The organism is Pseudalkalibacillus sp. A8 (genome assembly GCF_045920555.1).
Classification (GTDB): Bacteria; Bacillota; Bacilli; order Bacillales; family Fictibacillaceae; genus Pseudalkalibacillus.
In genome coordinates, this window is sequence record NZ_CP174509.1 from 4,236,397 (window position 1) to 4,261,800 (window position 25,404).

General features: G+C 41.2%; 24 protein-coding genes, 2 pseudogenes, 2 riboswitches and 1 other annotated feature. Of the genes and pseudogenes, 10 read left to right on the forward strand and 16 right to left on the reverse strand.

Features of this window, described 5'->3' with window-relative positions:
• Positions 1–272: 272 nt before the first annotated feature.
• The 5 genes and pseudogenes from leuS to ACJROX_RS21765 all read right to left on the reverse strand — a co-directional run bounded on the left by leuS (position 273) and on the right by ACJROX_RS21765 (position 5,354).
• Positions 273–2,690: a leucine--tRNA ligase gene (gene leuS / locus ACJROX_RS21745; RefSeq protein ID WP_408007295.1), complete on the reverse strand. Its 2,418-nt coding sequence runs from the start codon at positions 2,688–2,690 to the stop codon at positions 273–275.
• A 126-nt stretch (positions 2,691–2,816) separates the two neighbouring features.
• Positions 2,817–3,113, reverse strand: a complete 297-nt coding sequence (locus ACJROX_RS21750; protein WP_408007296.1) for a hypothetical protein — start codon at positions 3,111–3,113, stop codon at positions 2,817–2,819.
• Positions 3,112–3,337, reverse strand: a binding site (T-box leader). It overlaps the preceding gene by 2 nt.
• Positions 3,338–3,437: 100 nt before the next feature.
• On the reverse strand, positions 3,438–3,989 hold the full coding sequence (locus ACJROX_RS21755) for an HD domain-containing protein (RefSeq protein WP_408007297.1): 552 nt from the start codon (positions 3,987–3,989) through the stop codon (positions 3,438–3,440).
• Positions 3,990–3,992: 3 nt separating this feature from the next.
• On the reverse strand, positions 3,993–4,658 hold the full coding sequence (locus ACJROX_RS21760; protein ID WP_408007298.1) for a phosphatase PAP2 family protein: 666 nt from the start codon (positions 4,656–4,658) through the stop codon (positions 3,993–3,995).
• Between the two features lie 83 nt (positions 4,659–4,741).
• Positions 4,742–5,354, reverse strand: a pseudogene (locus ACJROX_RS21765) (MFS transporter).
• Between the two features lie 201 nt (positions 5,355–5,555).
• On the opposite strand from ACJROX_RS21765, the gene ACJROX_RS21770 reads away from it, so the two are divergent.
• Together ACJROX_RS21770 and ACJROX_RS21775 are read left to right on the forward strand one after the other, a co-directional pair.
• Positions 5,556–6,521, forward strand: a complete 966-nt coding sequence (locus ACJROX_RS21770; RefSeq protein ID WP_408007299.1) for a TIGR01212 family radical SAM protein — start codon at positions 5,556–5,558, stop codon at positions 6,519–6,521.
• Positions 6,518–7,090, forward strand: coding sequence for a class I SAM-dependent methyltransferase (locus ACJROX_RS21775; protein ID WP_408011729.1), 573 nt, complete (start codon positions 6,518–6,520; stop codon positions 7,088–7,090). The genes ACJROX_RS21770 and ACJROX_RS21775 overlap by 4 nt, the downstream gene beginning before the upstream one ends.
• A 179-nt stretch (positions 7,091–7,269) precedes the next feature.
• Here the strand turns inward: ACJROX_RS21775 and ACJROX_RS21780 are convergent, their stop codons facing one another.
• Entirely contained in the window at positions 7,270–7,413 is a 144-nt protein-coding gene (locus ACJROX_RS21780) for a hypothetical protein (RefSeq protein WP_408007300.1), read from the reverse strand.
• Positions 7,414–7,668: 255 nt separating this feature from the next.
• On the opposite strand from ACJROX_RS21780, the pseudogene ACJROX_RS21785 reads away from it, so the two are divergent.
• Positions 7,669–9,029: pseudogene (locus ACJROX_RS21785) on the forward strand (transposase).
• A 209-nt stretch (positions 9,030–9,238) separates the two neighbouring features.
• Here the strand turns inward: ACJROX_RS21785 and ACJROX_RS21790 are convergent.
• Both ACJROX_RS21790 and ACJROX_RS21795 read right to left on the reverse strand, forming a co-directional pair.
• On the reverse strand, positions 9,239–10,306 hold the full coding sequence (locus ACJROX_RS21790; protein WP_408007301.1) for a tetraprenyl-beta-curcumene synthase family protein: 1,068 nt from the start codon (positions 10,304–10,306) through the stop codon (positions 9,239–9,241).
• Positions 10,307–10,310: 4 nt separating this feature from the next.
• On the reverse strand, positions 10,311–11,114 hold the full coding sequence (locus ACJROX_RS21795; RefSeq protein ID WP_408007302.1) for a lysophospholipase: 804 nt from the start codon (positions 11,112–11,114) through the stop codon (positions 10,311–10,313).
• 417 nt (positions 11,115–11,531) lie between these two features.
• Here ACJROX_RS21795 and ACJROX_RS21800 point away from each other — a divergent pair, with 417 nt between their 5' ends.
• Positions 11,532–12,056: a gamma carbonic anhydrase family protein gene (locus tag ACJROX_RS21800; protein ID WP_408007303.1), complete on the forward strand. Its 525-nt coding sequence runs from the start codon at positions 11,532–11,534 to the stop codon at positions 12,054–12,056.
• Here ACJROX_RS21800 and ACJROX_RS21805 read toward each other — a convergent pair.
• Positions 12,046–12,414 carry a VOC family protein gene (locus tag ACJROX_RS21805; RefSeq protein WP_408007304.1) on the reverse strand — a complete coding sequence of 123 codons (369 nt, stop codon included), beginning with the start codon at positions 12,412–12,414 and terminating at the stop codon, positions 12,046–12,048. The genes ACJROX_RS21800 and ACJROX_RS21805 overlap by 11 nt on opposite strands.
• 184 nt (positions 12,415–12,598) lie before the next feature.
• Between ACJROX_RS21805 and ACJROX_RS21810 the strand changes: the two genes are divergently transcribed.
• Positions 12,599–13,132, forward strand: coding sequence for a phosphatase PAP2 family protein (locus tag ACJROX_RS21810; protein WP_408007305.1), 534 nt, complete (start codon positions 12,599–12,601; stop codon positions 13,130–13,132).
• Between the two features lie 13 nt (positions 13,133–13,145).
• Entirely contained in the window at positions 13,146–14,300 is a 1,155-nt protein-coding gene (locus ACJROX_RS21815) for a glycosyltransferase family 4 protein (RefSeq protein ID WP_408007306.1), read from the forward strand.
• 63 nt (positions 14,301–14,363) lie between these two features.
• On the opposite strand, the gene metK is transcribed toward ACJROX_RS21815, so the two are convergent.
• Positions 14,364–15,557, reverse strand: coding sequence for a methionine adenosyltransferase (metK, locus tag ACJROX_RS21820; protein WP_408007307.1), 1,194 nt, complete (start codon positions 15,555–15,557; stop codon positions 14,364–14,366).
• Positions 15,558–15,778: 221 nt separating this feature from the next.
• Positions 15,779–15,873: riboswitch (SAM riboswitch) on the reverse strand.
• A 287-nt stretch (positions 15,874–16,160) separates the two neighbouring features.
• Here metK and pckA point away from each other — a divergent pair.
• Entirely contained in the window at positions 16,161–17,744 is a 1,584-nt protein-coding gene (pckA, locus tag ACJROX_RS21825) for a phosphoenolpyruvate carboxykinase (ATP) (RefSeq protein ID WP_408007308.1), read from the forward strand.
• A gap of 333 nt (positions 17,745–18,077) precedes the next feature.
• Here pckA and ACJROX_RS21830 read toward each other — a convergent pair whose 3' ends face one another.
• Entirely contained in the window at positions 18,078–18,863 is a 786-nt protein-coding gene (locus tag ACJROX_RS21830; RefSeq protein ID WP_408007309.1) for an alpha/beta hydrolase family protein, read from the reverse strand.
• Between the two features lie 87 nt (positions 18,864–18,950).
• Between ACJROX_RS21830 and ACJROX_RS21835 the strand changes: the two genes are divergently transcribed.
• From ACJROX_RS21835 to ACJROX_RS21845, 3 genes are read left to right on the forward strand one after another with little or no spacing between them, the layout of a single operon-like run.
• Entirely contained in the window at positions 18,951–19,955 is a 1,005-nt protein-coding gene (locus tag ACJROX_RS21835; RefSeq protein WP_408007310.1) for an ABC transporter substrate-binding protein, read from the forward strand.
• 15 nt (positions 19,956–19,970) lie between these two features.
• Positions 19,971–20,744, forward strand: coding sequence for an ABC transporter ATP-binding protein (locus tag ACJROX_RS21840; RefSeq protein ID WP_408007311.1), 774 nt, complete (start codon positions 19,971–19,973; stop codon positions 20,742–20,744).
• Positions 20,722–21,531: an ABC transporter permease gene (locus tag ACJROX_RS21845; RefSeq protein WP_408007312.1), complete on the forward strand. Its 810-nt coding sequence runs from the start codon at positions 20,722–20,724 to the stop codon at positions 21,529–21,531. The genes ACJROX_RS21840 and ACJROX_RS21845 overlap by 23 nt, the downstream gene beginning before the upstream one ends.
• Here ACJROX_RS21845 and ytkD read toward each other — a convergent pair.
• From ytkD to abbA, 5 genes are all read right to left on the reverse strand, one after another.
• Complete coding sequence (ytkD, locus tag ACJROX_RS21850; RefSeq protein WP_408007314.1) at positions 21,522–22,007, reverse strand: RNA deprotection pyrophosphohydrolase; 486 nt, start codon at positions 22,005–22,007, stop codon at positions 21,522–21,524. The two genes, ACJROX_RS21845 and ytkD, sit on opposite strands and share 10 nt — an antisense overlap.
• Before the next feature lie 205 nt (positions 22,008–22,212).
• On the reverse strand, positions 22,213–22,842 hold the full coding sequence (locus ACJROX_RS21855) for a hypothetical protein (RefSeq protein WP_408007316.1): 630 nt from the start codon (positions 22,840–22,842) through the stop codon (positions 22,213–22,215).
• A gap of 331 nt (positions 22,843–23,173) precedes the next feature.
• Positions 23,174–23,659: a hypothetical protein gene (locus ACJROX_RS21860; RefSeq protein ID WP_408007317.1), complete on the reverse strand. Its 486-nt coding sequence runs from the start codon at positions 23,657–23,659 to the stop codon at positions 23,174–23,176.
• 116 nt (positions 23,660–23,775) lie between these two features.
• Entirely contained in the window at positions 23,776–24,036 is a 261-nt protein-coding gene (locus ACJROX_RS21865; protein ID WP_236312030.1) for a holin, read from the reverse strand.
• A 562-nt stretch (positions 24,037–24,598) separates the two neighbouring features.
• Entirely contained in the window at positions 24,599–24,796 is a 198-nt protein-coding gene (gene abbA / locus ACJROX_RS21870; protein WP_408007318.1) for an antirepressor AbbA, read from the reverse strand.
• Between the two features lie 501 nt (positions 24,797–25,297).
• A riboswitch (cyclic di-GMP riboswitch) is annotated at positions 25,298–25,383 on the reverse strand.
• Positions 25,384–25,404 lie beyond the last annotated feature (21 nt).

The following is a 25,404-nucleotide window of genomic DNA, read 5'->3' on the forward strand; positions in this document are numbered from 1 at the left end:
CGCCTGCGGTTACTCGGCGCAAAACTACAAGGATGGAATGTAAGTGGTCTTGTGGTGAACGTCTAATCCAGCATAAGGAAAGCTTCTAAGAATTCTCATCGCAGACACGAAAATGGTTTCATTTTTGTGTTGAGATCCATGTGCAAGTGAGGAGGGGTGCGGATCGCTCGCGGAAAGGGAATGAATTTCGTATATCAACAATGAAGTATAACAGAGCCTATCATTTAAAAAAGGATTGACCTCTAAACCGAAGCCAATCCTTCTCATTTTGATTAATTTGCGACGATGTTGACCAATTTTCCGGGTACTGCGATGACTTTACGTACCGTTTTACCATCGATGTTCTCTTTCACTTTACCGTCGGACAAAGCAATCTCTTCCAATTGTCCTTTATCAGCATCCGTCGGAACCATCAACTTCGCTCTAACTTTACCGTTGATTTGAACGACGATCTCCACTTCATTTTCCGTCAACTTCGATTCATCGAACGTCGGCCATCCAGAATACGTAATTGTTTCTGTATGACCGAGCTTCTCCCAAATCTCCTCGGCAATATGCGGAGCGACTGGTGATAACAATTGGATGAATCCTTCCATCAACGTCTTCGGCAATACATCTTGCTTATACGCTTCGTTGATGAAGACCATCATTTGTGAGATACCGACATTGAAGCGCAATTCTGCGAAGTCCTCAGAAACTTTTTTTACCGTCTGATGATACACTCGTTCGAACTGTTCATTCGGCTCGACATCCTGGATTTTACCCGAAATCGTTCCATCCTCTTCAACATACAGACGCCATATACGGTCCAAGAAACGACGTGAGCCATCCAATCCATTTTCGGACCAGGCGATGCTCGCATCAAGCGGTCCCATGAACATTTCATATAGACGTAATGTATCCCCGCCGTGGGTCTTTACTACTTCGTCCGGATTGACGACATTCCCTTTCGATTTACTCATCTTCTCATTGTTTTCTCCAAGAATCATACCTTGATTGTAAAGACGCTGGAACGGTTCCTTTGTCGGCACTACACCAACATCATACAAGACTTTATGCCAGAAACGTGCGTACAACAAGTGAAGGACTGCGTGTTCCGCTCCACCGATATAAAGGTCGACTGGAAGCCAGTGCTTCAACTTTTCTTCTGAAGCAAGCTGTTCGTTGTTATCTGGATCGATGTAACGAAGGTAATACCAGCAGCTTCCCGCCCATTGCGGCATTGTATTCGTTTCACGTCGACCTTTTTTACCCGTTTCAGGATCGACGACATTCACCCATTTCTCAATATTTGCTAGCGGCGACTCACCTGTTCCCGAAGGTTTGATGTTGTCTGTTTTCGGGAGTGTCAATGGAAGCTCTTCTTCTGGTACAGCACTGCTTGTGCCGTCTTCCCAATGGATGATCGGGATCGGCTCACCCCAATAACGCTGACGGCTGAACAACCAATCGCGAAGACGGTAGGTGATTTTCCTCTCACCTTTACCATTCTCTTCAAGCCATTGGATCATTTTCGTGATCGCTTCTTCTTTGTTCAAACCATTTAGGAAGTCTGAGTTCACAAGCTCTCCGTCTTCCGTATAAGCTTCCTTCGAAACATCTCCGCCTTTGACGACTTCAACGATTGGAAGCTCGAATTTTGCAGCGAATTCATAGTCACGTTCGTCATGTGCAGGAACCGCCATAATCGCACCGGTTCCATAGCTTGCTAATACGTAATCCGCAATCCAGACAGGAATTTTTTCGCCATTCACTGGATTGATCGCATAGGCTCCAGTGAAGACACCGGTCTTTTCCTTGGCAAGCTCCGTACGTTCCAAGTCACTCTTCGTCTCGATTTCTTTTTTATAAGCTTCAACTGCCGACTTCTGCTCAGCAGTTGTGATCTCTTCAACATAAGCATGTTCTGGTGCCAATACCATATATGTTGCACCGAACAATGTGTCAGGACGGGTCGTGAAGACGGTCACTGCTTTATCATGACCATCAAAATCAAACGTGATTTCCGCACCTTCTGAACGGCCGATCCAGTTGCGTTGCATCTCCTTCAAGCTCTCAGGCCAATCAAGGTCCTCAAGATCCTCCAACAAACGATCCGCATACGCTGTTATCTTCAACATCCACTGTTTCATCGGCTTACGGATGACTGGATGCCCGCCACGTTCACTCTTACCATCGATGACTTCCTCGTTCGCAAGGACCGTTCCCAGTGCTGGACACCAGTTGACCGGTACCTCATCGATATAGGCAAGACCATTTTTATAAAGCTGTAAAAAGATCCATTGCGTCCACTTGTAGTAGTTTGGATCCGTCGTATTCACTTCGCGGTCCCAATCATAAGAAAATCCAAGCTCTTTGATTTGTCTGCGGAAAGTGTTAATGTTTTTTTCTGTGAATTCAGCAGGATCATTACCGGTATCCAACGCATATTGCTCAGCCGGAAGACCGAATGCGTCCCAACCGATCGGATGGAGGACATTGTATCCTTGCATCCGCTTCATACGTGCGACGATATCGGTCGCGGTGTAACCTTCAGGGTGCCCTACATGCAGGCCAGCGCCTGACGGATACGGAAACATATCCAATGCGTAAAACTTCTTCTTTCCAAGTTCAAATTCAGTTTTGAACGTTTTATTTTCTTCCCAATAGGATTGCCACTTACGTTCAATTTGCGTATGGTCAAAAGCCATGACTGCCACTCCCATTCCTTTATTTGATTTTATGGATGATTTCTCTGTAGTATTTGAAGGGCGACAAGCACCCAATTACACTTTTTCGTTAAAATTGTCTAAAGACGATTTTTATACCCTTACGTTTTATTGTGCAACTTCTTCGTGGGGTCGGGCAACTTTTAAGTTATATTGAGCAACTTTTGGCGTTGATCGAGCAACTCCAGATTTGTCAATTAGCCTTCCTTTTAACCTCAGCTCCACAGCTATTATCTCAAAAACACCTGGTGAGTGAAAAGCGAGAAGTTCAAGGCAGCGCAGTGTCGAGACTCGGAGCTTAGTGGAACCTAAGTGAGAATCGTAGACACAAGCTAACGCAGAAATTCGATGCTTATCGGTCACCAGAAAATAATAAAACCTCCCGCCACTGATTTTGTAAAACATCAGGGACGAGAGGTTGGATACACATAACCTTCCCGCGGTACCACCCGCATTAGTGCAATGTTTGCACTCACTCTAGCTCCTTATCGCGGAGGGACGATAAACGTTACTTTGGTTCACGTTTATGGCTCTGAGGCGAGTTCAAATAGCTTCCGGGTTGGCTTTTCACCTGCCGCCAACTCTCTTGGACCGAGTACTATTTTACTAATCCTCTTCTTCGCCTTGAATTTGTGAAGAATTTAATTTGTATTGTATGCAGATTTTCATAAATTGTCAAGGTAATTTGAGAAATTAGGTTTATATCATGATGGACTTTTTTACTGATTTTTATACTTGTTCGAAAAATCGATCCACCATCTTTTTGTACATGTAGAAGAATTCAGGTATTTCTTCCCGCCCTAGACCTTCTAATGCATTGGTCGCGACACTTCGGTAATACCAGCTTTGTTTCTGTTTATCACCCTTGAATTTTTCCCATATGTCTTCACCATCTTGCTCAAAAGATTCCCTCAAGCTTTTAAAATTATCGAGTTTATCAGCAATGATCAAAGCTTTTACTTCCAAAGGGGCTTTCCGTATAACCTCGACTGTATGCTGCTTCCGTTCTGCCCATGTTTTCGTCTTATCTTCGGTATTTGCTTTTACAAGATCCGCAACACTTTTTCCAAAAGCTTTTTCTATATCTTCAATTTCCATTTCTGTATCCTCAACCGTATCATGCAGAAAACCTGCAATGATAACGTCTTCTGGAAACCCTGACTCTTTTAAAATATTCGCTACTGCTATTGGATGGATTATGTACGGTTCTCCAGATAATTTACGGACCTGGCCTTTATGAGCTTGAATAGCAAGCTGTTCTGCTATCTTAATCATGTCCATCTTTCATCCCCCTGTCTCATTCTCTCGCTTAATCGTCATAACTTTCAAGAATACTAATGTAAGGATAAGCCAAATTCCCCCAGCCGAAAAGCCCGCTATTACATCACTCGGAAAGTGGACACCTAAGTAAACACGACTGAAACCGATCAGGAAAACAAGTGTCCATGCACCCACAAGGATATATCCCGCCTGCCTTCCTTTCTTACTTAGGTAAGTCCAGAGCAGATAACCTAGAAAACATATGAATGCAGCAGAGTTCATAGCATGCCCGCTGGGAAAACTTAAACCGCCAACATCAAGAAGGGGATTTTCATCTGGTCGCGTCCGATTAAAACCATTTTTCAATAAACGGTTCATTGCCCGTACCCCAACCAGATTAAAGATGAGTACCAGAGCCAGCTTGATTTTCTTGTTCACTAAAAAATACGTACCTAATACGATCAGAAGCGGAATTGATACGTAGGCAGAACCTACATACGTTATGAAAATAAAGAAGGCATTCAACCAGTCTGAACGTATTCCCCAAACATATTTCATGACCTGAATATCAAACGGTGTCAATGTTTTATGAAGGAATCCTAGCGTAATAAAAAGAACGAGTAATATAAGTGCAATCCATGAGATATAGCTGTTCCATCTATACGTATTACCAATCGAGCTTTTCTCCAATACATGCTCACTCCTCTCTCCACTTCTTATTGTATTTCACGTTTTGGACAAATATTATGCATGAAAATAAGGAAAAAGCCGTACTAAGACGGCTTTTCAACAACAATCGATACTCGGTTTTCAATTTTACGATCATAGACGATTGAAATACCCAGACTGATGAATAACAAGAAAAAGATGACAAGGAACATGGCGTTTATACCCGATAAATCGACAATCAATCCACCAATGATCGGTCCAAACATCCTGCCTCCGGTAGCAGTACTGTTAACCACACCCTGATAAAATCCTTCCCGGCCCTTTGAGGCTAATTCCCCTGCGATCGTCGGTACTGTAGGCCAAACGAGCATTTCTCCAATAGTCAAGATAATCATTGCTGTCATCAGACCTAAGAAGAAGCTTGCCTGTGAAGCGATCAAATAGGAAACCATGAAAAATAAAAATTCCCACGATGATCTGCAGTTTCGGAAACTTAACCCAATGCTTCCGGTATCCCCCTATCTTATCGAACAAATAGCCGCCGATCAGATTGCCGATGACCCCAGCCCCTGCATTCCCCATCAATACGAGTCCAACCAACGTCAAGGACTTCCCTAGATGATCATGTATATATACCGTATTAAGGGGCCATAAGAACGAAGCACCTGTGACATTGATCATCATACCCACTATCAACAGCCAAAGATGCTTAGGCATCCTCTGTACCTCTGTTTTACAATCCGTACCTTATTAGGAAGGAACTGAATTTCCATACCAAAAAGATTGTATTCCTTTTTACTAATCATGGCAATTGTTTTTTCTCGATGTAATCAGTCTTCGAAATCCCAATTGGCGGAGACTGATCCAACATGCTAAAATGCTGGTAGTATAAAATATGAATCATGGAAAGGGAATATTATGTCTACGAAAATAACTGTTCCTCCGCATTTTGGGGATAAACGTTACTATACTTGGAATAAACATCTTAAAGAATATTTTGGTGAAAAAATCATCAAGATTCCGATCGACGGTGGTTTCGACTGCCCGAACCGTGATGGTAAAGTTGCTTCCGGCGGGTGTACATTCTGTTCACAAAGTGGGTCCGGTGATTTTGCGGGAAACCGTCGGGACGATCTTGTCAAGCAGTTCAACACTGTTAAGGAACGTATGCATAAAAAATGGAAAAAAGGTAAATATCTCGGTTATTTCCAAGCCTTTTCGAATACATATGCCCCTGTGGAAGAACTTCGGGAAAAATTCGAAGTCATTTTAGAACAGGAAGGTGTTGTCGGCCTTGCAATCGCGACGAGGCCCGATTGCCTGCCGGATGAGGTTGTAGACTATTTGGCAGAGCTGAATGAGCGGACCTACCTCTGGGTAGAGCTTGGCCTTCAAACTGTACATGAAGAAACGGCTGAGCTTATCAACCGTGCACACGATTATCAGTGTTATGTGAATGGTGTGAAAAAACTGCGAAACCACGGAATACGGGTATGCTGTCACATCATTGACGGACTGCCTCAAGAAACGCCTGAAATGATGATGGAAACCGCCCGAGAGGTGTCAAAACTAGATGTCCAGGGCATCAAGATCCATCTTTTACACTTATTGAAAAAGACACCGATGGTAAAGCAATACGAAAATGGTTTGGTAGAATTCTTGGATTTCGACACTTATGTAAAACTCGTTTGTGACCAATTGGAAGTCCTTCCTCCTGATATGATGATCCATCGACTGACAGGTGACGGTCCTGCCGAGCTATTGATCGGACCGATGTGGAGCATGAACAAATGGAACGTACTCAACTCGATCGAAACGGAATTAGAAAGGCGGGACAGCTACCAGGGAAAATTCTATCAGCAATGCGAGGTTCAAGCCCCATGATTCTAAACCGGGTATTACCATTTGCAAAAGAACTATTGGAAAAGGTAGTTGAGTCTGGTGGGGTTGCAATAGATGCTACTGTGGGGAACGGATACGATACGCAATTCTTAGCGGAGCTGGTGGGCATTAACGGAATTGTGTATGGATTCGATATTCAGGAAGAAGCGATTGAAGCAACTAGAAAGAGATTACGGGAAAATGGGTTGGAAGATAATGTTCGCTTATTTCAGGAAAGTCACGCCCATGTGAAAGAATACGTCGATTCATCTTACCATGGTTTAGTCCAGGCAGCCGTTTTCAACCTCGGCTACTTACCCGGAAGTGATAAGTCAGTAATTACGAAACCTGATTCAACTCTTACAGCTATCGAGGGATTGCTGGAGATTTTGATGCCAGGCGGACTCATTGTCCTTGTGGTTTATTATGGACATGAAGGCGGACAGATTGAAAAAGATACGTTGATGGAGTATCTGCAGGGTATGGACCAATCAAAGGCACATGTCCTTCAATATCAATTTCTCAATCAAAAGAACAACCCGCCATTTGTGATCGCGATTGAAAAGAAGTGACATCGATAGATCCTCCGATTCTGGGAAATTGTGGTTTTTATTCAAGATAATCTAGATGGTGGAATATAGGAGATGTACAAGAAATTCAGCGGACAGCTGGTCCATTATTTGGGTGAAAGGTAGCTGATATTCAATGGTTTTGAACAATTAAGGTCTCTGGTGTCCTCTGTTTTTGTAAATTATGGTAAGACCCCTTTATGGATCCCTCCATATGCTACTTCCCCATAAGGTAACCCTGAAGCGAGCAACAGATGAAATAAAGATATTGCCAGAAAAGATACAGCACTGATCATAGTTGCAATTTGGATGGATGCTTCTCCCATCCTAAATCCCCCCTTGTAATTTCTAATAAACTATTTCATGATTCCCTATAAGATTCCCAATTCCTTTTTTGAGGAGGTTGGATTATCTTTAAAAATTGGCACTTAACCTTTAAAAATTCTTATTTATGAATCAATTTCATAAATCCCTACCTTACGGTCCCAAGGGTTTTGAAACAACAAAAAAAGGAGTACCTCCCCAATTATCTAAAAAGAGTAAGTAACCACACAAACTCTCGAAACAAAAGGAGGTCTCCTATGTCTATTATACGACAAGAAAGTCTGTTTGACATGCAGGAATTATATGATTTGGAACCTACCCAACGATATGATGAGATTTTTTCTGCGGTTTGTATGGATTCAATCGTCAGTGTGGTGGCGAAACAATCCAATCGTGGAAGACCTGTTGAGTTGAACTATCCTGCGATGATCCAATCGCTTATCGTTCGAGTGGTAGAACGTATTCCGGAAATTCAACTCTTGGTTAAACGTCTAAAATATGACATACAATTCAAGTTGGATTGTGGGTTCCTTGTATCGGACTCTGTGCCTTCTGAAGCTTCTTTTTCACGTATGATTTCAAAGATTGTAGAAACGAATGTCCTTCAAGGCGCTAATCATCAAATTATCCGCGATGCCTTTACAGAGGGATTCATCGAAGATGACCCCAATGTAGCGATCGATGCCGGCCATTTCACATTTAGAGATAAAGCCTTCATCGCAAAAGAGAAAAAGCCAAAGCCTAAATTAAAAAAACGTGGAAGAAAAACAAACAAAGAGCGTGAACAATGGCGGAAAGAAAAAGAGGCTTACGAAGCCTCCTTACCGATCTACGAGAAAACAATCGAAGACCAACTTGATGTACCCTACCAAGTTCTTCGAGATGAGATGCCGATTAATCCCAATTGGGGCTATAAGAAAAATAGCGAAGGAAGAAACGGATATTGGTATGGGTACAAAGGTCACTTTGCGGTCGATACGAAAAACCAATTTATCCTGCATTCCATGATGTCCTCTGCCAAATTAAATGATGGAAAGGCAGCAATCCCTGTACAAGGGATTCAAGAAGTGGTGCCGAATTTGAAAATCGGTTACGTGATATTAGATAAAGGGTATGATTTCAACGCCATCTACCAATACATCACCAAATGAAAAGCTATTCGATTATTGCCCACAGGGCGAAGAAAGAGACCGAATTTGATGGGTTTGATGAAAATTTCGCTCCAACCTGTGTACGCGAACATTCCTATCGTTATGACAGTTTTGACAAGAAGTATCAAACCCTTAAATATACGCGTCCCAAAGAATGTTCCAGTTGTCCATTAGCTCATGATTCCTTGTGTCAAAAGGTTTTTAAAGTGAAGCTTGAGACCAACTTACAAAGTTATAGTGCGCCAGCCCGAGGCTCAAAAGCTTGGGATGAACGCTACAAAGAAAGGATCGCTGTCGAACGAGTTATCGCTTATTTAAAAGAATTTTTTCAGTTAGACAATGTACGATATCGATCTGGAAAACGAGCAAAAATCCATTTTAATTTCGTTACCCTGGTTTACAATGCGATGAAATTAGCTAACGTAAGGATTAAAGAACAATCAACCACATTAAACAAAGCTGCTTAAAAAACGATATATTTATATTCTGACTCTTTATCCATTTTGAAAAAGATGAATTATGAAATTGATTCTTTATCTTTAAAAATTCTTATTTATCTTTAAAAAACCAGTTTTATCTTAAAAACTCGTGGAATTATCTTTAATTTGAACAAAAAATCAATAAAAAACCACACCAGCCTTAGCCTTACCTGATGTGGTTTCATATCTCTATCTCCTCATGCTTTCACTTTTCGATATACCCAGCTGTTCCAATAAAAGTAGTAGGCTGACATTCCCCCTGCTCGCATCAGCTTTTTCAGGACATTCTGGACATCCCGTTGTCTTTTCACCTTCGCATCTGTCGAATAGATTCCCAACAGTCCTCTTGTAATTAAGGTGTGGAATTTGGAATGTGGCAGGTCTTTTGCTGATCGGTCCGCCATTTTAAAAAAGTGCAATAGACGATCGATCATCCGATCCTGACTTTCATAGTAGAAACAGAAATTGAGATCGCCGCCATCCTTGTCTTCCTCTTGATCGATCAAATAATCCATCATGATATGGAGGCCCTGGATCCAAGGAAAATATCCCTCTTTTACTTTATGGACTACTTCAGGGTCCACTTCCCCATTGGAAGCATACGAAACAAGACAAAAAATCCCTAATGTCGATCCGGCACAAGCGGAGAACTCATACCAGCTCATGGCTGGAAGCTCCTTTTTATTTTCAGAAAACCACCGCTGTAAACGCGGAACTCTTTCTTCATGGATGACATGTTTATGTATTTGCAGATTACAATAATGTTCTGCTAACTCGATAAGTCCAGAATGGATTTGTGGAAAACCGGGCAGTTTTTCAAGTACTTTCTGGCACGTAAGCACAAGATCATGCAAATACCCGCCATCATCCTGTTCCTCCCGAAGTCTATAATATTTCTCAAGTGTCACACCCGGCGTCAATGCATGTCTCATGGAATCGTGTAGCAAACTGAAATCTTCAGGATCCAAAGAAGTGCTTCTGTCACACAAATTATCGAGATAATCACTGATCGTCTGATAGGCGACAATGAATTCGATTATTTCTTTCCGCCTGTCTGGATACATTGCGAGCAAGGCATAAATCGACCCGCCCTCACAATGGAACGTCTTCGAATTGATGCTCGCGATCGCTTGAGTCCTTAACTCTTCATTCGGTATATGTTCAGCTTTTTCCCTCCATAAATCCAACTCCCGGTGGACATTCGGGATGATTTCTTTATAAATCCGCATCATTAATGACCAAGGCTGTGAAGGGACATCGTTCATACTTTCACTCCTTTTGAAGATTCTCTTCGAAGGTTAATAATAAGTTGACAAATTGTGATACATATTGGAATACTTGATCTCGTTCTGGATCATTGAGAATCTCATGGTAAAGCTCGGGCCACTCTTTATAGGATTTTTCCATCAAATTCAACTTATTGAACCAGTTCCTTACGCTCTCTTTATCGACGATCAAGTCATTTCCAGCTTGCAGGACCAAAAGGGGTACATCTGGAAATTGATCGACTGACCGATGGGCGATTTTGATGGAACTCATCAACTCCCTATACCAGCGTATCGACACCTTCTTAACATAGAAAATATCCTCCATATCCTTTTCAATCCGTTCTTTCGATCTTGTCGCTTTTCCGAACCCTCTGTGCGAGCTTAACCGTAAAGTAGGGTAAACACGATTGATCACTCTCGATAAAGCATCTACAGGTTTCGGGGGTTGATAGACAATACCTAAACACGGTGAAGAAAGAATCACAGCGTTTACAGGCAGTTCTTTCTCTGTAAGGGCGCGAATGACTGCAAGACCGCCCATACTATGACCGAATAAAAATACAGGCAGCTCGAATTGGTTTGCAGATCCGACCCATTTTTCAATCGTTTCTATATATTCGTTAAACGAATAGATATGTCCTCTGTTCCTACGGGTAGCTCCTTGCCCCGGGAGATCACCCATGACGACATGAAAACCATTTGCTACCCATTGTGAACAAAGCCACTTATATCTTCCATGATGCTCTCCTGCACCATGGACCATCACGATTACTGCTTTTGCATGTTCAGCTTCCCATATCCACATAGACAACTCCCCCTTTTCTTCTACTCTATAATTTGCTAAACTGCAAGTGATTTCATACAAATATCTATTCATGTTAAATTTAATGTTGATAGGAAAATTACTTTAAGCGAATTTTACGACACTCCTGCGGGAAAAGCGAGCCAGTCGAGACCCCACAGCAATCGAAGGATCTTCGAGTATAATAATGAACTTCGACTATAATAATGAACTTCGACTAAATACCACCACGTCCTGTAGTGAACGTCGAAGCCAGCATAAGGAAAGCTTCTAAGAATTCTCATCGCAGACACGAAAATGAATTCATTTTTGTGTTGACTTCCTGTGCAAGTGAGCGAAGAGGCTTGCGCATCGCCCGCGGAAAAGAAGTGGATGTCGTAAATCAACAATTTATAATTATAAAAGAAAGAGGATGATACTTTGATTTACCCCTATAAAGGAACTGACCCCAAAATCGATCAAACAGTATTCATTGGAGAGGGTGTTGTCATTTCAGGTGATGTGACGATCCAAGAACAGTCCTCCATTTGGTTCAACACAGTCATACGGAGCGATGTAGCGCCAACCTTCATCGGAAAACGTGTCAATGTCCAAGACCTTTCCATGCTTCACCAGAGTCCAAACAATCCATTGGTCCTCGAGGATGATGTCACAGTCGGTCATCAAGTCACATTACATAGCTGTACCATCCGGAAGAATGCCTTGATTGGAATGGGGTCTCTCGTACTTGATGGGGCAGAAATAGGTGAGGGTGCCTTTATCGGTGCCGGCAGCCTTGTCCCTCCTGGTAAAAAAATTCCGCCCAACTCACTCGCTTTCGGGCGACCAGCAAAAGTAGTAAGGGAATTGAATGAAGCAGATTTGAATGATATGGAAAGGATCCGCACTGAATATGTAGAGCGGGGGCAATATTATAAACAGATGCAAGAAAAACCTAAACGTTGAATTCTATGGTGTTGCCGTCTGGATCCTGTACAAACACTTGATGCCAGCCAGTTTTACTGGTTGGCTTATTCAAATAACAATAACCCGCTTTTTCAAGACGGTCGAGAATATCATCAATCGAATCCACCCTGACTGCAAAATGACGGGCACGGCTATTTAATGGTGCTTTTTTTTCTTCATCCATTCCTTCATTCACAATCAGATGAAGCTGTGTATGTCCGATTTGGTACCATATGCCATCAAAATCGAAGTCCGGCCGATCCGGACTAACTTGAAAACCGACCACTTTTTCATAAAAAGCCCTTGCTCTCTTCAGCTTCTTCACCTCAAGTGAAACATGATGAATTCCATTATACATCTATATCCCTCCGTCCTTTCAACTATTCTATTTATACCCACTTTCACAATTTTATCATCCTCTGAAATGAAAGTATAATGTCTGACTTGAGGCATATCTCTACAAAAAATTAACACTCTATTGATATTTGCCTAATATTGGAACGGTATGATGAACTAAATCCTACTAAAAGGGGAGAGAAAAGTTGGCTAAAGTTATTGACTGGCTTCATGAGAGGGAGTGTACTGTCTTCCAATGGGTGAACAGCAAATGTCAACAATCAGCCTTAAGCAGGTATTTCATGACCGTGACGCATTTAGGAGGGGCGACGGGATCAATTGGCATTTGTATATTGCTATTCGCGTTAGGTTCTGGAGAATTACGTCTTATCGCTTTACAAAGCCTGCTAGCTCTTGCAATCAGCCATATTCCTGTTCAAATCAGCAAAAAAATATACCCTCGGAAACGCCCTTACATGGTTTTGTCTGATACCATCACCATTTCAAGATTGTTGAAGGATCATTCGTTTCCATCTGGGCATACCACCGCAACCTTTTCGGTCCTCACACCAATCCTATGTTGGAATCCGATTCTTGCACTTATTTTATTACCAATCTCCCTTTCGGTTGCCATCTCAAGAATTTATCTTGGAATGCATTATCCTTCAGATGTAATCGGTGGCATATTAATAGGAGTGGGAACAGGTTGGCTTCTGTATTCCTTTTCTATTCCATTTTAGGAGGAATGTATTGGTGAATATCGCCCTCTTTTCGGATACTTATCATCCCCAAATCAATGGTGTAGCAAACACACTCCAACAATTGGTCAATTATTGGGAAAAAACCGGAGTGCAGTGTAAAGTCATCGCCCCAATGATGGATCCTGACAACCTCTTTTCGCTTAATACTCACCTGCTGCCCAGCATGCGCTTTTTGCTTTATAAGGAATATCGTGTAGCCATACCTTACAACCGCAAGATCACTCAAGAACTTTTGGCTTTTCAGCCAGATTTGATTCATGTAGCAACTCCGTTTTCCACTGGTTTATACGGATTAAATTTTGGTCGTAAACATGATATTACAATGGTTGCTTCATACCACACGAACTTTGATCATTATTTGTCCTATTATCATCTGCAATGGGCTACTGATTGGTGGTGGAAATACTTATCTTGGTTTCATCGTTACTTTGAAAAGACGTATGTACCCTCACAAGAAACACTTCATCATCTAAGCTCTAAGGGTTTTGAACGCTTAGGAATTTGGGGGCGAGGAGTAGATACCTCCATTTATCATCCTTACCATAATACAAGTAGTTTCCGAGTGAAATACAAAATCCCGCATGACAAAATCGTATTAAGCTATATCGGCAGACTCGCACCTGAAAAAGATATCCAAACCTTGATTGAAATCATTAGGAAATTCCCTCAAAAGTGGCAAGATAAAGTATGTTGGTTGATTGTAGGAGAAGGACCTAGTGAAGTTGATTTAAAAAGCGCACTGAAAACTTTCCACAATGTCCTGTTTACAGGGTACTTGCGAAGTAAAGAGCTATCAATGGCATATAGCATTTCAGATTTATTTATATTTCCTTCTCCAACTGAAACATTTGGAAATGTCGTATTGGAATCGATGGCATGTGCAACACCGGTAATCGGTACGGATAGTGGGGGCATTCGTAATATTGTCATTGATGGCCATAACGGATATCTTGTCAAACCATATGAACCCCAAGCATTCATAGATAGAATCATTTTCTTCCTGACACACCCTAATCTTTCGGCGCAAATTTCAACAAATGCAAGAGCTTATGCAAAAAGCCAATCTTGGGAAGTAATATCCAGTAAGCTTACAAGTGAATATACCGAACTCATAGAAAGTAAGCAAAAGATTCATCCTGCCTCATAAACTCAAACTTTCCTGAACTCAAAAAAACCCTGAGCGGCAAAGTGCCTCTTAGGGTTTAACTTTCTATGCGTTGTTTTTAAGTATTTCTGCTTTATCCGTTTGTTCCCATGGCAATTCGATATCCGTACGACCGAAGTGCCCATAAGCTGCTGTCTGCTTATAGATCGGACGGCGAAGATCCAGCATCTTGATGATTCCTGCCGGGCGAAGATCGAAGTTGTCTCGAACTAGATCAACTAGCTTCTCTTCAGATACTGTACCAGTACCAAATGTATCAATAGAAATGGATACAGGTTGGGCGACCCCGATTGCATAGGCGAGTTGAACCTCACACTTTTCCGCTAGTCCAGCTGCTACGATATTTTTCGCCACATAACGCGCTGCATAGGCTGCAGAACGGTCAACTTTTGTCGGATCCTTACCTGAGAACGCGCCACCGCCATGACGTGCATAACCACCATACGTATCAACAATGATTTTGCGTCCTGTCAATCCAGCATCCCCTTGAGGACCACCAATGACAAAACGTCCAGTCGGGTTGATGAAATATTTCGTATTCTCGTCAATCAACTCGACAGGCACAACAGGGTTGATGACATGCTCTTTCAGGTCACGCTTGATTTGATCAAGAGTAACCTCAGGGTGATGCTGAGTGGAGATGACGATCGTATCCACGTGTACTGGCTTATCATTTTCATCATACTCAATTGTCACTTGAGTTTTTCCATCTGGTCGTAGATATGGAACAACCTCATTTTTACGAACTTCAGCCAACCGACGACTGAGCTTGTGGGATAATGAAATCGGCAGCGGCATCAACTCTTTGGTTTCATTACATGCAAACCCGAACATCAAACCTTGGTCACCAGCACCAATCGCCTCGATTTCTTCTTCTGTCATCAATCCTTCTCTTGCTTCAAGGGCCTGGTTGACACCTTGAGCAATATCAGCAGATTGTTCATCAATAGAAGTGAGAACTGCACAAGTTTCATAGTCGAAACCGTACTTCGCACGTGTATAACCGATGCCCTTCACCGTTTCACGCACGATTTTCGGTATGTCTACGTAAGTAGAAGTCGTAATTTCCCCTGCAACAAGGACGAGCCCAGTGTTTACAGAAGTTTCACACGCTACGCGTGCATTTGGATCACTTGCTAAAATTTCGTCTAAAATCGCATCGGAAATCTGATCACAAATCTTGTCCGGATGACCTTCTGTGACCGATTCTGATGTAAAAAGACGTCTGCTTTTTGCCATAACGGAACCTCCTCGACGATCTTCAAAGTATCGCTTTTAATTGATACGGTACTCATTTCCTTATGAGAAAGTGCAACAATAGTTTATAACATCTGAAACTGATGCATGAAACATCTTATTTATTCTCAAGCTTTTTTTAAAAAAAAGGATGGATTCTCCTATTGAACGAAAAAAAACCTTTCCTGTTCAGAGGAAAGGTGGATCGTTGTATACCTTTCACCCTCTTATTTTTCAGGTTAGCACCTTTTCACCTTAAGTTAAGGTGTCGGTTGCTGGGTTTCATTGGGCCTGTCCCTCCACCTACTCGGAATAAGAGTAGCCGTTCTCGCAATATCATAACGCAGTACCTATATTATGTCAACGAAATTCAAAAGCCAAATGATGGGCTTTCAACCAAAAACACTTTCAGGTTCCGATTTAAATAACTACTCTAAAAAAGCTGAAAATTCCAATATTGGTTCCATGGCCTATTTATATCCTAATTAAGGTTTAACATGTCACAAAAACGGAAAAATAGTATACATTATTAAAATAAATATGTTATACTAATTCCCAGTTAAGCAAGTATTGGTTTAAACTTTATGTGAAAAAGGATGGGTTTATATGAATACAGCACAATTTACCTCTCTAACAGATGAGTTATTAAGTAAAGCATCTACAAACAAAAATTTATCGACTCCAAGATTAGTAGAAAGAGCAATCGCCAGAAGCGAGGGTGTACTTACATCGACAGGTGCTCTGCAAGTTGAAACCGGTAAATATACAGGGCGTTCTCCTAAAGATAAGTTCATTGTCATGGAGTCATCTGTAAAAGATAAAATTGATTGGGGATCCGTGAACCAACCGATTGATGAAGAAAAATTCAATAACCTATATAAGAAAGTAATCGAATACTTAACCAACAAAGACGAAACATTCGTATTTCAAGGATTTGCTGGTGCCGATAAAGCATTCCAGCTCCCTCTTCAAGTCATCAATGAATACGCATGGCATAATTTATTTGCCCGCCAACTTTTCATCCGACCGAATGAAAGCGATTTAAATAGCTTCACACCGGAGTTCCAGGTTATTTCAGCACCTGGGTTCAATGCTGATCCAGAAGTAGATGGCACAAATTCCGAAACATTCATTATCATATCATTTGAAAAGCGTATTGTGCTGATCGGAGGTACTGAGTACGCCGGTGAAATTAAAAAATCCATCTTTTCAGTGATGAACTACATGCTTCCTGAAAAAGATATCCTTTCTATGCACTGTTCAGCAAACGTTGGCGTAGAAGGTGATGTCGCATTATTCTTCGGTCTGAGCGGAACTGGAAAGACGACTTTATCCGCTGATCCTAACCGCCGTCTCATCGGTGACGATGAACATGGTTGGGCGAACAATGGAATTTTCAATATTGAGGGAGGCTGCTACGCAAAGTGTGTGAACCTCTCCCAGGAAAAAGAGCCACAAATCTGGAATGCGATCCGTTTCGGGACAGTACTTGAAAATGTTGTCTCTGATGAGGATTCACGAATGGTCGATTACAACAACACGTCATTGACTGAAAATACACGAGCAGCTTATCCGATTGACGCAATTCCGAATATCATCACTCCGAGTGTTGCCGGGAATCCGAACACGATCATTTTCTTGACAGCAGATGCTTTCGGCGTATTGCCCCCAATCAGTAAACTTACAAAAGAACAAGCGATGTACCATTTCTTATCAGGATATACGAGTAAACTAGCAGGGACAGAACGCGGCGTCACATCGCCACAAGCGACATTCTCGACATGCTTTGGCTCCCCATTCCTGCCATTGCATGCTGAAAGATATGCAAAAATGCTTGGCGAAAAGATCGCTCAACATGATGTTGATGTGTACTTGGTCAACACAGGCTGGTCCGGCGGTGAATACGGTGTAGGGAAGAGAATGGATCTGACTCATACAAGGGCAATGGTCCAAGCAGCTTTAGAAGGCGAATTGCGTTCAGCAGATACGGTGACTGACCCTGTCTTCGGACTTCACATCCCGACAAGCTGTCCTGGAGTACCAGGGGAAATATTGCAACCAAAGAAAACATGGGATAATCCAGAAGCATATGATCAAAAAGCTAAAGAACTTGCAATGAAGTTCAAAGAGAATTTCACTAAGTTTGAAAATGCAACCGAAGAAATCAAAGCTGCGGGACCAACCGTATAATAAACCATACTGGAGTGCCCCTTTGAAGGGCACTTCTTTTTTGTTTGTAGGGGTGGAGGTTGTTATACAGGGCCATACTCAAGCACTGTAATATCGTATTTGTTGGTTAGCAAGACATTGGTGGACACAGGAGACCTTATTTGTTTAAAAACAAAACACCAAAGCCCTTATTTACTGAAAACGATGTAAATCAGCTTTGTTTTACCTAAATAACGGATTAGATGTCCGCTAATTATTAGAAAAAACCTTTTCTGTCACAGATAAAGGAACAGTTGTCCACTAAAAAACGGCCGACGTCATGGTAAATGGGTCATTCATACCCCCAAATATCATTTATTGTCTTTTCATCCATTCGAGAAGATCATGGGTCACTTTACGCTTCTTTGCGGGAGCAAAGTGGTGATCGTCTTCAAAATACCAGGTTTCATAGGATTTTGTATGTCGGATCAGTTCTTTTTCCAGAAGATATGCATGTTCAATTGAGACGTTTTTATCATAAACGCCATGAATGATCAAAATAGGTGCAACAATGTCACCGACGATAGAAAGCGGGGTCCTCTTTTCATATCGTTCAGGATATTTATAAACTGAGCCTCCGATGGCCCGTTTCAGCATTTTACGAAGACTTCTCCTCTCCTCATACGTCAGTTTCATATCCGTCACACCACCCCATACGACAACCGTTTTGACCAGCTCAGGATGATAAGCGGCAGTGAACAAGGCCATCGCTCCTCCTCTGGAAAAGCCGAATAGATGGAGCGATCCGGCATCCGTTGAAGGAAGGGTCTCCAATACTTTCAACGCTTCAAAAGCGTCGTACCGATCATCTCCACAAAAGTCCTCTTTTCCTTCCCCACCTTCATTCCCTCTGTAAAAAGGGGCGAAAACGACAAAACCTCGATAGGCAAATTGAATGATTCGTGCGATTCTAACTTTCCCGACTTGTTTGATGCCCCCACGTAAATATAAGATACCCGGCAGCGCCTTATCGACTTTCGGTTCCACCAACAATCCCTTGATTTGTAAACCTTGACTCCAGTAAGTCACAACAGACAACTTGATATTTGGATTTGGTGATGGGAACCGCTGAATTTTTTCAATTCGGTTTGAATGATTCATATTGTCACCTCTATACAAAATTGGGCGAACACAAATTGCCAATTCCCTTCATACACTATTGCATCTAAGTCTGTGGAGGGGATACAAATGCTTAAAGGGATCAAACGACATATCATAGGAGCTGCTTCTGTACTCTTTGCTTTCAGCCTGGTTACTGCTGGCTGTTCCGACGGGTCAACCAATGATAAAGTACGAGTCGCTGAAGTTACACGCTCGATTTTTTATGCTCCGCAATATGTTGCCATAGAAAAAGGATATTTTGAAGAAGAAGGGATTGATATTGAACTTACCACAACTTGGGGCGGAGATAAAACGATGACAACTCTCTTGTCTGACGGAGCTGATGTCGCCCTGGTCGGTTCAGAAACATCGATTTACGTATATGCACAAGGGACAACGGATCCAGTCATCAATTTTGCACAATTGACGCAAACAGATGGGACGTTCCTTGTAGCCCGTGAAAAACCTGATACCTTTAATTGGGATCAGCTGAAGGGCAGCACATTCCTCGGGCAACGAAAAGGCGGAATGCCACAGATGGCTGGGGAATTTGGATTAAAAAAACACGGAATCGATCCTCATAAGGATATGAATCTAATTCAGAATGTGGATTTTGGTAACATTCCAAACGCCTTCGCCTCTGGTACTGGGGATTATGTACAATTATTCGAACCTACTGCCAGCTTGTTCGAAAAAGAAGGAATCGGTTATGTCATAGCCTCTTTCGGTAAGGAATCTGGTAAACTCCCTTACACAACTTTCATGTCAAAAGAAAGCTACATCAAAAACAACAAAGATGTTATGGAGAGATTCACGAAAGCTTTATACAAAGCACAGCAATGGGTCGACAGCCATAGTGCAAAGGATATCGCCTCTGTAATCGAACCATACTTCGAAGACACACCGATCGATCTGATTGAATCATCAACAGAACGATACAAAGAACAACATAGTTTCGCCACGAACCCAATCCTTGATGTGGAGGAGTGGAACAACTTGCAAAATATCATGGATGAAGCAGGCGAGCTTCCTAAACAAGTCGATCATGGCATCTTGGTCAACACAGAAATTGCCGAAAGTGTAGCAAAATAACGGGAGGAGATTGGTTTGGCGTTTCTATCAGTAAATCAACTCACCCACGCTTACTTTTCGACAGACTCCGTAACAACGGCGTTACAAGATATCTCCATTGAAGTCCAGGAAGGTGAATTCGTCTCCTTCCTTGGACCAAGCGGCTGTGGAAAAACGACCCTTTTATCATTAGTTGCTGGTCTGTTCCAACCAGTCATTGGAACGATCCGTATACGGAATGAACCAGTCAAACATGCTCATGAGCAAATCGGATACATGTTCCAGCAAGATTATTTACTACCATGGAAAACGATTGAGGAAAATATTCTTCTCGGATTGAAAATCCAAGGCAACATGAATGATATGAGCAGGGCTATTACATTCGAATTGCTGAATCATATGAATCTAGGGGATACAAAGAAAAAATATCCACACGAGCTATCTGGCGGAATGAGGCAGCGTATTGCCCTGGTAAGGACGCTAGCGACCAATCCGCAGCTTCTATTGCTGGATGAACCCTTCTCAGCACTAGACTACCAGACGAAACTAAAGCTTGAAAATCTCGTATTCACGACTTTAAAAGAGCACAAAAAAACAGCCTTACTTGTAACACATGATATTGGAGAGGCAATCGCTATGTCTGATCGTGTTATTGTCTTTTCAGCAAACCCTGGTAGGATCAAGTCGGAATATACTATACCGGAGCATTTAGCTAAGATGGAGCCTTTTGACGTAAGAAATCATGAGGATTTTAAAGACATCTTCCAGATGATCTGGGAGGAGTTGAATGAGCTTGAAGACGAACATTGACTTGGCATATGAAAGGTTTAAGCAACGTGAACGCAAAACAAAAAAACAGGTGTTCATCACACAGCTGTTCGTGTTGTTCACCTTCCTCGGCCTTTGGGAAATCGCCTCGAATAAAACGTGGATCGACCCATTATTATTCAGTTCACCAAGCAAAATTTCAAACCTTTTTTATATCAAAATCATGGATGGGAGCTTGATGATACACAGCGTGGTAACGTTCGGTGAAACCATAGCCAGTTTCGTCATTGCCACGATTCTCGGAACAGCTGTTGCTGCTATTCTTTGGTGGATCCCATTTATTTCAAAAGTATCAGATCCTTATCTCGTCGTTCTTAACGCCATGCCGAAAGTTGCGCTGGGTCCTATTCTTATCGTCGCACTTGGTCCAGGATATCTATCCATCATCGCGATGGGTGTTCTGATCTCTTTCATCATAACGACTTTAGTTGTTTACACAGCTTTCCATGAAACGGATGATAATTATATCAAGGTCATCCAAACCTTCGGCGGGAATAAGAAACAGGTTTTTAACGAGGTCATATTCCCGTCGGCTATCCCAACGATCATTTCAACTTTGAAAGTGAATGTGGGTTTATCATGGGTAGGTGTCATCGTTGGTGAATTCCTTGTTTCCAAACAAGGTTTAGGTTATCTGATCATATATGGATTCCAGGTATTCAACTTCACGCTTGTTTTGCTCAGCCTACTCATCATCGCCGTGATGGCAACCATCATGTACACTGGGGTCGGCATGCTTGAAAACCTTCTTCGTAGGCGTCAGAGCTGAAGAATTTTGTTTTTGAAAATGTATTCCATACTGCGTGCAAGTACTCCGTCTTTCATCATGAAACTAAATTTATCATTGTCTTTTAACGATTCAGGAAGGTGTTTCATAAGGATGGGTCCATTAGTTTCAAAATAATGGGCCTTTAATTTTATTTTATCGATGGTTGCAAAGTAAACGTTCTTGATGATGGTACCGCCTTTCCCTTTAACACGATATTGACCAAGGTAAGTCAATGCATCAACTGTGGCCCCAGTCTCTTCAAAGACTTCCCGGACAGCGGCTTTTTCAGCGGATTCTCCCTTTTCTACTTTGCCACCTGGGAATTCAATACCCCGTCGCGGATGTTCAGTCAAAAGCCATTGACCCTTGAATCTGCAAATAACCCATACATGTTTAGGTGTTAATGAATATGGATGATTCGTGAAGGATAGTTCCACTGTATTTTTATAAAAATCTTCAAAAGTATAGTCACTCATTGTCAAAACTCCAATTTATTCTTAGCCATCGACTTTGCCCTTATTAAGGATTTATCCAATCCTTATGTAAGTCGTATGATTATTCTACCGTATCTTGGACAAAAAAACATTCATCTTAATTATCAATTACGAAACAAAAGACTGATCTTATGAAGGAGTAGACTTTCTCCTCCTAGATCAGCCCTTGATGAGTTGGTTATCCACATTACTGGACATCAACAGATTCAATGATCCAGTCGTCACCCGTTTTCTTGAAGTTCAATTTTATAACATAGTCACCATATAGGTCACTGCTATTTTTCTGTTCTAATTGGTAATGGCCTTCGTCTATTTTGTTCATAGTAGACGGCTCACCCTTTACAATCCAAGGGGGTAACTCAGTAGGTATGATATAAAGTCCGTCCTGTTCCTCTTGGTAAAGACCATCTACATAATATTTCGCGACTTTTTCTGAAACATACTGGTTTAAGTATTCGATCAGTCCTTTTTTCGTATCAAAATCCTCAACTTTATAATTTTCATCTGTAGGTTGTACAACCTCTTGCATGAATGTATCTGCAATTTGTACGAAATCACCTTTGTTTGGTGCTTCAGTATTTGTATTTGTTACAGTAGATGTTGTTTTAACCTTTTCTACTTCATTTACATATTCTAAATTGGCATTCACAGCTACTGGCTCATTTTGTACTTCAACATGACTTTTAGAGAATGATTTTTTAGGAAGTTCAGATCCACCATCAATTTGGAAAGACGTAGAGCCCGTTGGATGACCTACCCAAAAAAGAGCAAATGCCATAAACATGCCGATGATCAATGGTGCTAAACTCTTCTTCATTTCCTAACTCCCCTTTTTGTTTATATTCATAATGCACATCTTTACTATTCTGAACTAGTTTCATTATTACTATACCTTTTCCAGAACATGATAAAACATTATGTATCGTCTTATAACTTCCATATGAAAAATCAATAACCCTCTTCATTTTTTCTGAATTATGCCAATATGACTAGAAGAAACGTTCGGCATTTTTTTCACCAATCTGAGAGTTTTGTTGAATGATATTCATTTTTAAAGAATAATGAACGGTATTGTGGAAATGAGTCGTCTAATACCTTTGGCGGTTATGTAAAAAATCATTACCTCCTGGAAACAGGTAATGATTTCCTTACGTCTTGAGTTCGTCTATGATCGTTTCATATTTTTCAGTAAACTTATAAAAGCCAAGACGATCCACTCTGAAGATCGGCGATTCCAGCTTAGCATGCGCATCTATGATTTCAATCTGCTGATAAACTTTAAATAATTCATCTGCCAATACGGGATCCAATTTCGCTATTTCGTACTTCACCTTATTCCATTCATCCAGTTTGAAACGATAAACGTCTTTCCAAATCTTCTCACTGCCCTGGATTTCAACATTTCCTAGCTCTAAAAAGTCCTGAAGGCTGGCTCCATTCCGAGTCTCTTTCCGTAGATACAGTTTCAAATTATCTTGTAACTCTTGTAACAGGACCGTTTTTGCTAGTTCCTTGGCAGTCTCTTGGTTCTGCTGTTTTTCTAACTTGATTTTGATTTTTTGTCTCAAATATACGGCAGCTAAGGTCGTTAGGACACTGACCACCATGGAGACGGTAAAATATGTCCAACTCATTTAAATATACCTCCAGCTTGTACTCCCCCTAAAATATTATATGAAACAGCAGCTGAAGGAACTCAGCTAATCCATAATTGATGTGCCCATTTTAAAGGAAACTAGCAAATTCTGGTCTATCTTCGTCGGTGCCGTACACGGTATTTTCCCACCTCATACAATCCTGTTGCAGCGAGACCAGCCATACCTCCAGCCCACACTCTTAAGGTCCAATCGAGATCAGTCAGGGGAAAAGCCGCCATTCCGATCAAAAGACCGATGATCAGGCTGATGAGTGATATGAACCTTTTTGAAATTTTAAAAGTATGTTTTGCTACTTCAGTCAAACCTGTGACAATCGGAGCTAAGACAGAGGCAAATATCAATACTTGTTCCATCATGAGCACACTCCTCCTATCAAAATTGTCATAGTAATAAATTCAATAAGAAGTTGAACAACGCCTTTTTTCAAACGATAAATAGGCTTTTCGGAGCAGTTATTTAAAAAATCCATCATTTGTACACTTTATGAGTTTCAAACCATATAGATGTTCTTGTAGCTCATTGTATTTTTCAATTTTATGAATATGAATCGCTCATAAAAGACAGAATGTAATTTAAAGAAGAATTTATAGGAGTGTAAGACAAAAATGAAAAGAGAATACGATCACTATCTAATCCTCTTAGAAAACCAAGAAATGAATTGGTGGGGTTATGCTCGTAGGGTTCCTACTGAATTTCGTCCTCCTAACTACACAAATTATTGGTCGTATTTGCGAACCCGCAATACAGCTTCAAAACGATATATTAAAGAAGCTGAATGGCGGATGGAAGCACGACGAAAAGGTTTATTGGACAATTAGGTCAACGTTTTTTGCATTGGACGAACAAAGTAAAAAAGAGACTGCCCCAGAAGAAAAGTGTAAACACTTTGGGTCAGTCTCTTTTTATGGTTAATAACTAAACACCAGCTTTATGTAATCTCACTAGTAAGTTATTCAATTGTTTGAGTCGAGTCTCCTCGCATTTTTTCTGTCCTGTCTCTATATCTGTGATCTCACAGCTGACTAGTTCGGATGCATATCGTTGTTCCAACATCACATCCAATAATAAAGCTTGCTCCTCTTCTGATAACCTTAACATGGTTAATGTCGCCATATAACCATCCCCCTTTTAAAGTTGTTACTAATTATTATAAACGTATAAAAATCACGCGGAAAGGGGTTTAGTGAAATTCGTAGAGCATCTAATTTATGGAAACATACGAAGTTATTGATATATGAAGGCTCAGCCTAATTTACAGAGGTAATAAACTTGCAAAAAAAAATTAATGCCATAAATCCCTATCGGTTTAACATTATTTCAAGAAAACAAAAAGTCGACAAAATTCATCTAACTTGAATTAATGGATAAATTTAAAAAATATCATATTTACTTAGCAAGTACACCCAAAAGATTGCACCAAAAATGATGCCCACATTAAATAAAACATTCATCCAGCGATCAGACATTCCCTTGATAACAGTGGTAATGATGAATAAGACAAATGTGTAAATCAGAATGAATGATGACATAGGCAGTAAGATTTGATAAAAGGCCATACCCTTCACACACCTTAATCGGACCTATCTCATAAATCGATGATAAATGATGAATCGTTTCGGCAACTGGCTGACATATTGTTTAAAAACTTAGTCCCTATAGTTTTGCGTCCCCACTTTTCAATGAGTTTGCCTTTATCTACGATTTATAAGACATGAACTATT